This is a genomic window from Streptomyces sp. NPDC127106, assembly GCF_042677605.1.
Lineage (GTDB): Bacteria > Actinomycetota > Actinomycetes > Streptomycetales > Streptomycetaceae > Streptomyces.
The window spans coordinates 34212-46958 of record NZ_JBHXTC010000017.1; the positions used below are offsets into that span (position 1 = coordinate 34212).

General features: G+C 71.8%; 13 protein-coding genes. 6 read left to right on the forward strand and 7 right to left on the reverse strand.

Features of this window, described 5'->3' with window-relative positions; translation table 11 throughout:
* From ACFVGY_RS16870 to ACFVGY_RS16880, 3 genes are all read right to left on the reverse strand, one after another.
* On the reverse strand, nt 1-1022 hold a 1022-nt coding region (locus ACFVGY_RS16870), incomplete at its 3' end, for an HAD-IC family P-type ATPase (RefSeq protein WP_385677352.1).
* 7 nt (nt 1023-1029) lie between these two features.
* A complete protein-coding gene (locus ACFVGY_RS16875; protein ID WP_385677356.1) occupies nt 1030-1893 on the reverse strand; it encodes a universal stress protein in 864 nt (287 codons plus the stop codon).
* Nucleotides 1890-2798 (reverse strand): universal stress protein, encoded by a 909-nt coding sequence (locus ACFVGY_RS16880; RefSeq protein WP_385677359.1) that lies wholly within the window; start codon nt 2796-2798, stop codon nt 1890-1892. Before ACFVGY_RS16880 ends, ACFVGY_RS16875 begins: the two co-directional genes overlap by 4 nt.
* Before the next feature lie 263 nt (nt 2799-3061).
* Between ACFVGY_RS16880 and ACFVGY_RS16885 the strand changes: the two genes are divergently transcribed.
* The 6 genes from ACFVGY_RS16885 (at nt 3062) to ACFVGY_RS16910 (ending at nt 7941) form a co-directional block, all read left to right on the forward strand.
* A complete protein-coding gene (locus tag ACFVGY_RS16885; RefSeq protein WP_385677362.1) occupies nt 3062-3724 on the forward strand; it encodes a CBS domain-containing protein in 663 nt (220 codons plus the stop codon).
* A gap of 36 nt (nt 3725-3760) precedes the next feature.
* Nucleotides 3761-4630 carry a universal stress protein gene (locus ACFVGY_RS16890; RefSeq protein ID WP_385677365.1) on the forward strand — a complete coding sequence of 290 codons (870 nt, stop codon included), beginning with the start codon at nt 3761-3763 and terminating at the stop codon, nt 4628-4630.
* Between the two features lie 89 nt (nt 4631-4719).
* On the forward strand, nt 4720-5322 hold the full coding sequence (locus ACFVGY_RS16895; protein ID WP_385677368.1) for a CBS domain-containing protein: 603 nt from the start codon (nt 4720-4722) through the stop codon (nt 5320-5322).
* Nucleotides 5323-5335: 13 nt separating this feature from the next.
* Nucleotides 5336-5944 carry a CBS domain-containing protein gene (locus ACFVGY_RS16900; RefSeq protein ID WP_385677371.1) on the forward strand — a complete coding sequence of 203 codons (609 nt, stop codon included), beginning with the start codon at nt 5336-5338 and terminating at the stop codon, nt 5942-5944.
* A 102-nt stretch (nt 5945-6046) separates the two neighbouring features.
* Complete coding sequence (locus tag ACFVGY_RS16905; RefSeq protein WP_385677374.1) at nt 6047-6928, forward strand: universal stress protein; 882 nt, start codon at nt 6047-6049, stop codon at nt 6926-6928.
* A gap of 23 nt (nt 6929-6951) precedes the next feature.
* On the forward strand, nt 6952-7941 hold the full coding sequence (locus ACFVGY_RS16910) for an Acg family FMN-binding oxidoreductase (protein ID WP_385677377.1): 990 nt from the start codon (nt 6952-6954) through the stop codon (nt 7939-7941).
* Between the two features lie 135 nt (nt 7942-8076).
* Here the strand turns inward: ACFVGY_RS16910 and ACFVGY_RS16915 are convergent, their stop codons facing one another.
* The 4 genes from ACFVGY_RS16915 to ACFVGY_RS16930 are packed head-to-tail and all read right to left on the reverse strand — an operon-like array spanning nt 8077 to nt 12148.
* Nucleotides 8077-8328 (reverse strand): DUF1876 domain-containing protein, encoded by a 252-nt coding sequence (locus tag ACFVGY_RS16915; RefSeq protein ID WP_385677380.1) that lies wholly within the window; start codon nt 8326-8328, stop codon nt 8077-8079.
* A 20-nt stretch (nt 8329-8348) separates the two neighbouring features.
* Entirely contained in the window at nt 8349-11015 is a 2667-nt protein-coding gene (locus ACFVGY_RS16920; protein ID WP_385677383.1) for a cation-translocating P-type ATPase, read from the reverse strand.
* Nucleotides 11008-11604: a hypothetical protein gene (locus ACFVGY_RS16925; protein WP_385677386.1), complete on the reverse strand. Its 597-nt coding sequence runs from the start codon at nt 11602-11604 to the stop codon at nt 11008-11010. Before ACFVGY_RS16925 ends, ACFVGY_RS16920 begins: the two co-directional genes overlap by 8 nt.
* A 43-nt stretch (nt 11605-11647) precedes the next feature.
* On the reverse strand, nt 11648-12148 hold the full coding sequence (locus tag ACFVGY_RS16930; protein WP_385677388.1) for a flavodoxin domain-containing protein: 501 nt from the start codon (nt 12146-12148) through the stop codon (nt 11648-11650).
* Nucleotides 12149-12747 lie beyond the last annotated feature (599 nt).

Genomic DNA, 12747 nt, shown 5'->3' on the forward strand with positions numbered 1-12747 from the left:
CCCTGCGTCTCGCCGCCGCGTCGGTTGGGGTGGGCGCCCCCGGCGGGCGCCCCATGGTTCTTTCCCCCCCTGCGCCATAGGTGTTGTGGGCCGGTTTTGTCCGTGGCCAGCACGCTCACCGAGCCCAGCGTCTCGACGGCGGGCAGGCGGCGGACGAGCGCGCCCCGTGCCGCCATACGGCGGGCCCCGAGGGCGAGGGCGAGGGTGACCACCGCCGGCAGAGACTCGGGCACCGCGGCGACGGCCAGGCTGATGGCGGTGACGGCCATCGTGCTCGGCGCTAGACCGCGCAGCAGGCCCAGAGCGAAGAACAGCACGCACAGGGCGATGGTGACGGCAGCCAGGATGCGCCCGAGGGAAGCGAGCCGGCGCTGGAGCGGGGTCGGCTCGTGGCCTCCGTCGAGCAGGGCGGCGATGCGGCCGAGGGCACTCGCCGATCCGGTGGCCGTGGCGGTGGCGGTGCCCCGGCCGCGGACGACGACGGTGCCGGCGCTCACCATCCCGCCCGGAGCCTTGTCGACGGGTTCGGATTCACCGGTGAGCATCGATTCGTCCATCAGGAGCGCGGAGGCCTCGGTCAGGTCGGCGTCCGCGGCGACGATGTCGCCCTCGCCCAGCAGCAGGGTGTCCCCGGGCACCACGAGTGCGGCGGCAACATCGTGCGCGGCTCCGTCGCGCAGCACCCGGGCGTGGGGGGCGGAGAGCGCGGAGAGCGCGGCGACGGCGCGGTCCGCCCTGACCTCCTGGGCGACCCCCACCGTGGTGTTGACGATGATCACCAAGCCGATGACCACGGCGTCCGGGTGGTCCCCGATCGCGATGGTCAGCAGCGCGGCACCGAGCAGCACCATGATCAGCGGGTCGCGCAGCTGTGCCAGCACGCGGCGGTACAGGGGCGTCGGCCGGGGTGGTGGCACCTCGTTGCGGCCGTGGCGGACCAGCCGGCGTTCGGCTTCGGCCTGCGTGAGCCCCGGTTGTTCCTGGGCGCGAGCGGCCGGTGTGTCGGTCACGCGGCTGGTCATGTCGGTCTCATTCGGTCGGGATGGTGATCACCGGGCAGTGCGCACGGTGCAGCAGACCGTGCACGACGGATCCGAGTCGCATGCCGGTGTAGCCGCCTCGGCCGCGCCGACCCACGACGACGGCCAGAGCGTGCTCGGCCGCCCGGGCCAGCTCCTCCACCGGATGGCCGACGAGTACCTCGTGGGTGAGGCGCACGTCGGGATACTTCTCCAAGAGCCCGGCGGTGGCCTCGGCCAGCAGGGCTCGCTGAGCCCGTAGGGCGACTTCCTCGTCGTGCAGCAGGAACACCGGCGGCTGCCACACCGAGACGGCCCGCACGGCCGCGCCGCGCAGATCGGCCTCGTCGAGGGCGAACCCGAGCACGGAGGCCGAGGCGGCGCTGCCGTCGATTCCGGCGACGATGTACGGCGGCTGCTGGGTGGTGTGCTCGGCGTCGCCCACGACGACGACCGGGCAGGGGGCCTGTGCGGTCACCGGGACCACGAGCGATCCGGCACCGAACACCTCCGCGACCCGGCCGAGGTGCCGGGAACCGAGCACGACCATGCGGGCCTGCCGGGCCGCCTCGGCGATGACGGGGGCGGGGAAGCCGCCGAGCAGGTCGCCGGCTACGGCCAGCTCGGGATGGCGTTCGTGGACCCAGTCACGGGCCTGTTCCAGTCTCTCGGCCCCCGTTCGCCGCAGGGCGATCTGCCGGCCGTCGTCGTCGCCGTAGTGGGTGTCGTGCGGAGGTGGTACGGCGAGCACCAGGCGCAGCGGGAGGCGGCGCCGGTACGCTTCGTCGGCGGCCCAGGCCAGGGGAAGGTGCCACTCCCGGAGCGGGTCGATGCCCACGAGGACGTCACGCGCATCTGCCCGGTGGCCGGTCATGACCGGCTCCCGGAGTCGGTGCCCTCGCGGGGGATGAGGAGCACGGGACAGTCTGCGTGGTGGAGCACACTGTGCGTGGCCCTGCCCAGGTTGCGGCCGAGTCCGAGCAGGGTGGGGGCCCTGCGGCCGCCCATGACGAGCAGGTCGGCACGGCGGGACGCCTCGACGAGCACTCCGGCCACGGAGGTGCTCTTCTGCGCGTCGCTTTCGACGGTCAGGTCGGGGAACTCGTCGAGGATCGCGTCCGTGACGGCCTCCAGGGCTGCGGCGTGTGCCTCGGCGATCTCGTCGGCCTCGTCGAGCACGGTCACCCCCTTGCCGACGGACTGGAAGAGGTTCCACACGTGCAGCAGTCGCAGGGACGCCTTGTGTAGTTCGGCCTCCTGAGCGGCGTACCGGGCGCACACGAGATCGTCCGCGTCGCGGACGGCCGCGAGGACGGCGCCCCGCTCCTCCGTCTCGCCGATGCCGCGGACCACGATGACCGGGGTTCTGGCACCAGCGGCCGCTTTGAGACCGACGGAACCGAGCATGAGCGAGTTGAAGCCGCCCAGACCGCGGTTGCCCACGACGATCGTGCCGTGCAGGCCGCCGGCCCGGTGCAGGGTGGAGACGGCATCCGTGCGGCTGAACTCGGTCGTCACGAGCAGACCGGGGTACTCGGCAGCCACGGCCTTCGCCGTGTCGTCCAGGATCTCCCGGCCTGCGGCACGGACCTTCTCGATGGTCTCAGCCGACACGTACAGGGCCCTGCCGTCGGTGTCCGCACCGTAGACGATGTGCAGGGGGCGGCTGCGGCGTACGGCCTCCCCGGCGGCCCACAGGGCAGCGCGGCGAGCCGGCTCCGAGCCGTCCACACCGACGGTGACCGAGCTGGTGTCCGGGGTACGGATGGTGCTTTCCACGGTTACTCCCAACCCAGAAGCCGATGGGGACACCACCCACGCTGACACCCGCGGTGCCGTGGCAAGAGGGCCGCACGGGACCGCCGCCGGGCCCAAAGGTCCCCATCGGTCCGGCTCGGCCCCGTACCGCCCTGGACCGGGGTCCTTCCGGTCCCCGGACGGGACCGTTCGGCCCTCGATTCCCCCTCTGCTCCGACGGAGGGTGAGTGGCACACCCACACAGGGCATCGGCCTCGCGTGACCCGGCACAGCAGGAGGGCCTCATGAAACACATCAAGGTGGCGGACCTGATGACCGACGAGGTCGTCTCCGTGGCCCCGGACACCGCTTTCAAGGACGTCGCAAAGCTCCTCGCCCAGTACGACATCTCCGGGGTTCCCGTCCTGGACGATGAGGACCACGTCGTGGGTGTCGTCTCGCAGACCGACCTGCTGGCCGGTACGGGCCCCCATCCCGATCCGGTGGGCGGCGGTGCTCCGGTGAAGCTTCCAGCGGCCGGCGACATCATGTCCGCACCTGCGGTAACCGTCCGTGCCGAAGAGACAGCGGCTGACGCCGCCAGACTGATGACGCGCCGCGGCATCGAACGGCTGCCCGTCGTGGACGTGGAGGACCGGCTCGTCGGCATCGTCACCCGCCGGGACCTGCTCCGCATGTTCCTGCGCCCGGACGCCGAAATACGCCGACGCGTCGGCGACGTCCTCAGAGACGTCGCGGGTGTATCGGCCGACGAGGTCGAGGTGCACGTCGTGGACGGCATCGTCACCCTGGACGGCAGGGTGCGACACCAGAGTCAGCTGCCCGTACTGCTCGGCCTCGTCGAACGGCTCGACGGAGTCGTGGCCGTCGCCTCGCGTGTCACGGCCCGCTCCGACGACACGGCGAGCACCCATGCCGGGCCCAGTCGCCACGCGATGCCGTGGTGACGCCCGGTCCCCGCCCGCCTGGAGGAATCCGTCAGTATGAAGAACCACGTGACAGTCGGGGTCGACGGCTCCGCGGAGAGCCGGGCGGCTGCGCGCTGGGCCGCGCGGGAAGCCGTCCTGCGGCAGGTGCCGCTGCGGCTCGTCCACGCCGTCGACTGGCCCCTGGACCCGGTACTTCCCGGCCTGGGCAAACAGGATGTGGACCGGTGGGCGGACCAGGCCCTGACCGAGACGGCGCAGGAACTGCGCCGGCGCCATCCGCACCTGGAGATCACGACCCGATGCCCGACGGCACGGCCGGCGGCTGCCCTCGCCGCCGAGGCCGCAGACGCCGCGCTGCTGGTTCTGGGCTCACGCGGCCTGGGCGGTCTGGTCGGTTTCCTCATCGGCTCGGTGGCGCTGTCCACCGTGGTCGCCACCGACACCCCGGTCGTCCTCGTCCGCATGGCAGACGACCCGGACGGGCCGGGCACCGGTTCCGGCACCGAGATCGTCGTCGGTGTCGACATCCACGAGGCCTGTGACCGGGTACTCGCCTTCGCCTTCGAGGAGGCGGCCCGGCGCGGCTGCCCGCTGCGGGCCGTACACGGCTGGAAGATGCCTCCCGCCTACTCCTACGTCCCCCTCTTCGACCCGGACAACGAACGGGAGGTCGGTCAGAGCGTCACGCACATGGTGGACGACATGCTGCTGCCCTGGCGGCACAAGTTTCCGGGCGTGGCCGTCACCCACAGCGTTTTCAGGGGATCCGCAGGGGAGCACCTCGTCGCTGCCTCCCCGAGTGCGGGGCTGGTCGTGGTGGGACGCCGCCTGCGGCGCTCACCCCTCGGCGCACACGTGGGCCCGGTGGCCCACGCGGTGCTGCACCACGCGTCGGCACCCGTCGCCGTCATCGCCCATGACTGAACCGGTCCGCAGGTCCGGTTCCGAGCCGTCCGAACCCGACCGGCCCGACAGTCCCCGGATACCAGGAGTTCCTTTACGGAGGCAAGGCCATGAAGCACCTGCGCACGGTCGATGACGTCATGACACACGCCGCGATGTCCGTCGACCGAGGCACCGTGTTCAAGGACATCGTGGAAACGATGCGGATGTGGAACGTCAGCGCCCTCCCCGTCCTGTCCGAGGACGGACGGGTGGCCGGCGTTGTCTCCGAAGCCGACCTGCTGCTCGGGGAACAGCACACCTCCCCGGACCGCGCGACCACCGCGGGGCAGCTGATGACCCGCCCGGCCGTGACGGTGACGAAGGAAGCCACCATCCGGGCCGCGGCACGCCTGATGGCGCGGCGCCATCTCAAGCGCCTGCCCGTGGTCGACGGCGACGGCCGCTTGGTCGGTGTCGTCAGCCGCGGCGACCTGCTGAAGGTGTACCTGCGCCCGGATGCGGACATCGGCACCGAAATCCGTGAGCTGATCACGTGCCAACTGATCCCGCACGGCTCTGCCGAGGTCCACGTGCACGTCTCCAGCGGCATCGCCTACCTGTACGGATCCTTGCCGGATCCCACGCTGGAAGACGTCGTGGTCCGCGCCGCCGGCACCGTGCCGGGCGTTGTGGACGTCAAGGCCGACTTCACGGTTCCGACCGCAGCCTGAGGGGAAGACCGCCATGAGGCACCGCAGCGTCGCGGACCTGATGACGCCCACTGCCGTCACGGTCCGCCCCGCCACGGCGTTCAAGGAGGTCGCCCGGCTGCTGCAGGAGTTCGACATCACCGCCATGCCCGTCGTGGACGAGACCGGGCGCCCGGTAGGCGTCGTGTCGGAAGCCGACCTGCTCCGTCGGCGCACCGCCGGCGGTGCGCCGACCGCCGAGGACCTCATGACGAGCCCGGCTGTCACCGCCCGCCCCGAGTGGAGTGTGGTTCGCGCCGCCCGGGTGATGCAGCGGCACGGGGTCAAACGCCTGCCGGTCGTCGACACGGACGGTCGAGTGATCGGGGTGCTCAGCCGTAGCGACCTGATCCGGCTGTTCCTCCGACGCGACCGCGCCATCCAGGAGGAGATCGTGGAGGACGTCCTGGCCCGCACCCTGCGCATCGCTCCTTCTTCGATCACCGTCGACGTGGACGACGGGCTGGTGACGCTCAGCGGCACGGTGCCCCGGCCCGAGGTGCTGCCCGTGGTCGTCCGGCTCTGCCAGAGCGTCGACGGAGTCGTGGACGTCGACAACCGGCTGACCTGTGTCCCGGCCGCCGGCGACGCCGACCGTATCTGAGGAGGAGCGAACAGTCCCCGGTCGGACCGACCGGGCCCACCCGGGCATTCGCACACGGCAGAGCCTGAGAGCAGCCGGGTATCCGACCCGAGGAGGACCATCATGTCGAACCGGATCACGGCAGGCCTGGACGGATCGGACGCGGACCTCGCCTGCGCCGACTGGGCGGCCGAGGAAGCCGAACTGCGCGGCGCCGACCTGGACCTCGTCCACGTCGAGGACTGGCCGCTGTACGCGCCCTTCGCCGTACCCCTGCCCGAATCCCGCCGACGCTGGACCGAGGAACTCCTGGCCCGCGCCCGGCAGCGACTGGCGCGCGAGCACCCCGCGCTGGACATCAGCACCCGGCGGATCGACGGCCTCGCGACGGCCGACGCCCTCGCGTCCGCCGCCGCGGACGCGGACCTCCTGGTCCTCGGCTCACGCCGGCTCGGCCCGGTCGCCGGGTTCTTCGTCGGCTCCACCGGCTCGGACACCATCCCCAGGACCGAGACGCCCGTCGTCCGCGTACGCGCGGCAACCGAGAGCCCGGACGGCTCGCCGGGGCCGACGGGAGACGACGGGCCGGTGGTGGTCGGAGTGGACCTCCGGAGCACGTGCGACCGGCTGTTCGCCTTCGCCTGCGAGGAAGCCCACCGGCGGTCCTGCCCCCTCGTCGTCATCCACGGCTGGTCCCCGCCGCCCATGCTCGCCTACGCTCCCGCCCTCGATCCCGGCGTCGAGGAGGAGATCGCCGACAGGCTGGAAGCCAGGCTCCGGGAACTGCTGAGCCCTTGGGAACGGAAGTACCCCCGACTCGTGGTCGACTCACGCGCCGTCATCGGACAGCCCGCCGTACAGATCCTGGAAGCGGCATCCGGTGCGGCACTCGTCGTCGTTGGCCGGCGCATCCGCCGCTCGGCACTCGGCACCCACATCGGCCCCCTCACGCACGCGGTCATGCACCACGCCACCTCCCCGGTAGCCGTCGTGGCGCACGACTGAGGTCGCACAGACAGGACCAGCCCGTGACCGCACCACACCTGGAGCCCGATGTCGTCGTCCGGCTCGTCGGCGACGCCGTCACCGCGCCGTCCATGCACAACACCCAACCGTGGAAGTTCGTGTTCCACTCACGGAGCAACACCATCGAGCTGCACGGCGATCCGGAACGTGCCCTGACGAGAACCGATCCGGATCACCGGGCTCTTCACCTCGGTTGCGCCGCAGCGCTGTTCAACCTGCGCGTCTCCGCGGTCTGGCACCATCACCCGGTTCGGGTGCGGCTGCTGCCCGACGACTCCGATCCATGGCTGCTGGCCACGGCGACCGCGGACGAACCGGAAGGTGCGGACCGCGAGCTGGCAGCGTTGCACGATGCTCTGAGACGCCGGCACACCAGCCGCTACCCGTTCAGCGACGAGCCGGTACCGCAGGCTGTGCTGGACGGTCTGCGGGCCGCGGCCCGCCTGGAGGGCTGCCGGCTGGCGATTCCGGGTGACTGGCACGTCGAAACGGTGCTCGGACTGGTGCGTGACGCAGAACACCGGGAGGAGATCGATCCGCTGGCCCAGGCGGAGACCGCGGCGTGGACCACGCCCGTGCGGAATGCGGCCGCCCCGCGCAGCGACGGCATTCCCGCGACCGCCTTCGGCCCGCGCAGTTCCGGCGGACCTGCCCCCGTACGCGACTTCGGCCGCTCCCGGCCCACGCCGGACCGCGGCTGGGCCGTGTTCGAGAAGAGGCCGCAGCTGGTCCTGCTCGGCACCGCCGGGGACACCCGGACCGACTGGCTCCGCGCCGGCCAGGCGCTGGAACGCGTCCTCCTCCAGGCCACCGCGGACGGCCTCGCCACCTCGATGACCTCCCAGCCGCTGGAGTGGCGGGAACTGCGGTGGACCGTCCGCGACCCGGCCGAGGCCATGGGTCACGTCCAGATGGTGATCCGCCTCGGCTACGGCCCCCAGGGACCCACGACGCCCCGCCGGCCGGTGGAGGAGGTCCTGAAGGTTCGGTGACTCCCCGGCTCCGCAGCACGGACGCGTGATCAGAGGGCTCACGGCCAGGCCCCGTACCGCTTGGTCAGGCCGGTCAGTTCGATGACCGGCTCGCCCACGCATCCGGTCTGACCCGGCGGCTGAGGGCCTGCCCGCTCACGGACGGGTTTCGGCCGCCTCCATGTCACCGTAGGCGAGCCGCTTCAGCTGCGCACTGAGGTCTTCCATGGCTCGGGCTGCGGCGAGCTCGTCACCGATCTCCGGTACGTCCGCGTCCGTGGGGTTGCAGTGCGCGGTGCCGTGGCCGGTGAGCTTCGTGGTGCCGGTGTCCAGCTCGACGCGGACCTTGGTCGTGCGGTCTTCCTCGAACAGGTAGACGCGGGTCTTCCACTCGCTGGTGTGAGACATGGCATTCCTCCGTCGTGGGTTCATGAGCGGTGGCGGCGTGCCCAGCGGCGGAGTTCGTCGGTTCCCCACACCAACGGTGGGAACGCCGCGATGAGGAGGACGACGTCCAGGGGGAGGGCCGCGGTGCCGAAGAGGTGCTGGAGCGGGGGCGCGTAGACGAGCGCCGCAGTGAAGGCGAGTTCGAAGGCGATGCCGGCGAGCAGGAGGGGGTTGGTGAAGAGGCCGATGTCGTGCAGGGCCGCGTGGTCGGTGCGGGCGGCGAAGGCCGTGCCGACCTGGCAGGTGACGATACCGGCGAAGGTGGCGGTGGTCGCGGTGAGGTAGGCGTGGTGGAGCGGGGTGCCGGGGTCGACCGGGTCGCCCGGATGCCATCCCGCGCGCCAGAGCACGTAGAAGAAGGCCGTCATGACGAGAGCCGCGGAGACGGTGCCGAGCCAGCCCCAGCTGCGGATCAGCATGTCCTTGTTGATCACTCCTTGGGTGCTGGGGCGGGGCGGCCGGCTCATGATCCCCGGTTCGGCGCGCTCTCGGCCGAGGGCCAGGGCGGGGAGCGTCTCGGTGCCGAGGTCGATGGCGAGGATCTGGAGCACGGTCAGCGGCAGTGGAACGGCCCCGCCGGAGAGGGCGAAGACGAGGAAGGGAACGACTTCGGGGGTGAGGTGGGCGAAGATGTAGACGATGAACTTGCGGACGTTGTCGTAGACCCGGCGTCCGGATTCGATCGCCGTGACGATGGTGGCGAAGTTGTCGTCCGTCAGGACCATGGTCGACGCCTCGCGGGCCACGTCGGTGCCCGATCGCCCCATGGCCACGCCGATGTGGGCGCGGTGCAGGGCCGGGGCGTCGTTCACGCCGTCGCCCGTCATGGCGATGATCTGTCCGTGGCTCCTCAAGGCATCAGCCACCTTTAGCTTCGTCTCGGGCGAGGAACGCGCGAAGACGATCTCGGTGCCGCCCTTCCGGAGGAGGCGGTCGAGCTGGTGGTCGTCGACCGCCTCGGACTGGGCGATCACATGCAGCTCCGGCCTGCCGATGCCGACAGCGCGGGCGATCGCGGCGGCCGTGGCGCCGCTGTCGCCGGTGACGATGTGCACGGTAAGGCCCGCCTCGTGGCAGCGCCGGACCGCGGCCGCGACCTCCGGACGCGGCGGATCGTAGAGGCCGACCAGCCCGAGCAGGTGCAGGTCCCGCTCGGCCTCCTGGCGCCGCGCAGGGCCGTCGGCACCGGCCGACAGGTCCCGCACGGCGACGGCGAGCACCCGCATGCCGTCCGCAGCCAGGGCCTCGGCGGCGTCCTGTGCCTGCCGGGCCGGCTCCCCGCCGGCCAGCAGTGACAGGACGGCCTCCGGGGCGCCCTTGACGATGACGCGGAGGCGGCCGTCGTCCGAGGCATGAACCACCGACATCCGGCGCAGGCGCGGGTCGAAGCGGAAGCAGGCGTGTCGACGGGCGTCCCGGTCGGCCGAATCCAGCGGAACGGCTTGCTGTGCGGCTCCCTCGACCAGTGCGATCTCGGTCGGATCGCCGTGCAGCCGGCCATCGGTCACGCGCGTGACCGTGGTGCACAGGGCCGCTGCCCGGATGAGCTCGGCGCTCCAGGGCCCGGACGCCGTGAGGTGCCCAGGCGTCCAGAAGTCGTGCAGTCGCATCTCGTTCTGCGTGAGGGTCCCGGTCTTGTCCGTGCAGATGACGTTCGTGGACCCCAGGGTCTCCACCGCGCTCAGCCGCTTGATCACCGCGCCTTGCCGGGCCAACACTCGGACGCCGACGGCCAGAGCGAGGGTGATGGTGGGCAGCAGCCCTTCGGGCACGTTGGCGACGAGCAGGCCGATCGCGAACATCAGCGAGTCGGTCACCGGGAGGCCGACCGCCACGCCGGTCACGAGGAAGACCGCACTCATGGCGACGGCCACCGCGGCGATGAGCCAGGCGACCCTCTTGACCTGTCTCTCCAACGGGCTCGGCTCGCGGCGGGTGCGCTGGCTGAGGGCGGCGATCCGGCCGAGCTCGGTGTGGTCTCCGGTGGCGAAGACGATCGCCTGCGCCTGCCCTTCCGTGGCGCTGGTGCCGCTGAAGACGAGGTTCGGCTCCTGTAGCACGGGGAGCGCTTGCAGCCCGGGCCCGGGCAGGCGCTCGACGGGCGTGGACTCACCGGTCAGCATGGACAGGTCGGCTTCGATGCCTCCGCCCGTGAGGCGGGCGTCCGCGGGGATCCGGTCGCCTTCCCCGAGGACGATGAGGTCACCGGGGACCAGATCACGGGCGGGGAGGTGCTGTGGCTGCCCGTCGCGGATCACCGCGGCCTGTGCGGGAAGGTAGCGGGCCAGGGTCTCGACGGCTCTCTCGGCCTGCCGTTCCTGGACGAGTGCGAAACCGGCGTTGACGAGGACGACCGCGACGATCGCCCAGCCCAGGACGTCGATGGCCGCGAAGAAGGCGAGGGCGGCCGCTGCCCACAGCAGCAGGGCCAGGGGGTGGACCAGCTGCCGCAGGAGTTCGCGCAGGATGCTCGGCTGCGCTGAGCGGCGTACCTCGTTCGGCCCGTAGACAGCCAGTCGGCGCCCTGCCTCCCGGCTCGACAGCCCCAGGGGGCCCGTGTGCAGTTCACGGCGGAGCAAGGGAAGGGGCTCAAGCGGATCCGGCATGATGTCCGATGCGAGCTTCGGGCTCACGGTACCGTCAGCCATCGTCCGCTCCCTGATCGGGCCGCAGGCGACCTGTCCAGAGGGGTTCGACGTCCTCCCACTCGGTTTCCCAAGCCCTGGCACAGCGAGCGTCGACAATCCGGAGCCCGAAGCGCACGAGGACACCTGACACGAGCAAGGTTCCCGTGAGCGCTACCGTGCCGAAGCCGAACGCCTCCAGCGCCAGCTCGGCCGTGTCGGGCGGCGCGGCGACGGCGTTGCCGCGGTCGTCGACCCACACACGGACGGTGTCTCCCTTCCGCGTTCCCGGCGGGACGGAGACAGTTTCCCTGTGCGCGCGGTCAGGGGGATAGTGCCAGGTGACGGGGGCAACGGTGATGGTTCTGTCACTCGGCCCGCCTCCGGCCTGATAGGTGGTCCCGTCGACCGTGACGGCCATGACGGCATGCCGATGGGGCACGACCGTCGCGGCGGTGCGGCTGCCGTCGGTCCAGGCAGACCACCCGACGACGGCACCGCACACAACGGCGATCAGGCAGGCCACGGCGAAGGCCGCGTGCAGGCCTGTGCGGGCCCCGTCGGCCTTGCGTCGAAGCGGGTTGGCCCCCGGTCCTGTCGTCCGGTCGTCCATGGCGCGCCTCCGCGCTGCACACGTGCCGAGCGGGCCGCCCCGTTCAGGCGGCGCCGAGCTCGTCGCTGATGTGGTGTGCCCAGGTCTGGATGCGTTCGGGGTTGCGGTAATCCCCGCCCTTGCCCTGGTGGAGCATCCCCCGGACGAGGAGTCCGGGGGTACGAGCCGTGACACTGCCACCGAAGGTCTTGTGCTCCCGTGCGCCGATCAGTTGCATCTGCCGGGCGACTGCGGGAGTCGGGGGGATGTCGTGCTCCTCGGCCGAGCGGTCGAGGGGGCCGCTGCTGAACAGCCACACCGGGCGCTTCCGGAGGGAGTCGGCATTGCGTTCGGCGCAGCGCTTGGCCTTGCCGCTCCAACGACCTGCGTAGAGGGCGCCGCCGAGGACGACGGCATCGTAGTCACGGACGTCGTGGATCCCGTCCGCGGGCAGTACGACGGCCTCCAGCCCGTCCTCGCGAAGGGTCCTGCCGATCTGCTCGGCGATGCCGGCCGTGGCGCCGTGCCTGGTCCCGTAGGCGACCAGGACTCTCTTGGTGGTCATGTCGGGCCTCCCTGTCTCCGCCGTGCGGGCTGTTGCCACTGTGACGCGGCGAACAGCGGCTCCGCTTGGGTCGGACGGTTCCCGGCGGGGACCGTTCGGCCCTCCCCCTACCTGCGCTCCTCGGCCGCCGCCACGTGCTGCTTGACGGCAGCGAAGCCGTCCGGGGCCACGGATATGGAGTCGATCCCGACGTGGACGAAAATGTGTTCCATGACGTCCTCCGGTGCCTGCGTCGCGGCGGGGGCTCAGCACGGCAGGGTGCGGCCGGACGGCGTGCGCAAGTCCAGCGGTGCGGGTCTGCGGGGCTGCTTCGGCCGGGACCGGATCCTTGTGCGCCGCACCGTGGCCACCCTCTCGGGGAAGCGACGCCGGTATGGCGTCCGAGTTCCAGGGTCACGCCGCGGGATGCCCGGCCCGCAGTGCCAAGGGGCCCAGTCACACAGGGCCGTGTGGTCCGCTCGCGTGCAGGGCCGCTCCGGGCAGGCGGAACCACCGTGCCCGGCCCGCAGCGACCCGCTCGTACCTCCCGCCGGGCAGGACCAGGGGCACGGGGCCGAGGGGCGACGGCGGGACGCGGATGCCCAGCCGGCCCGGCCGGA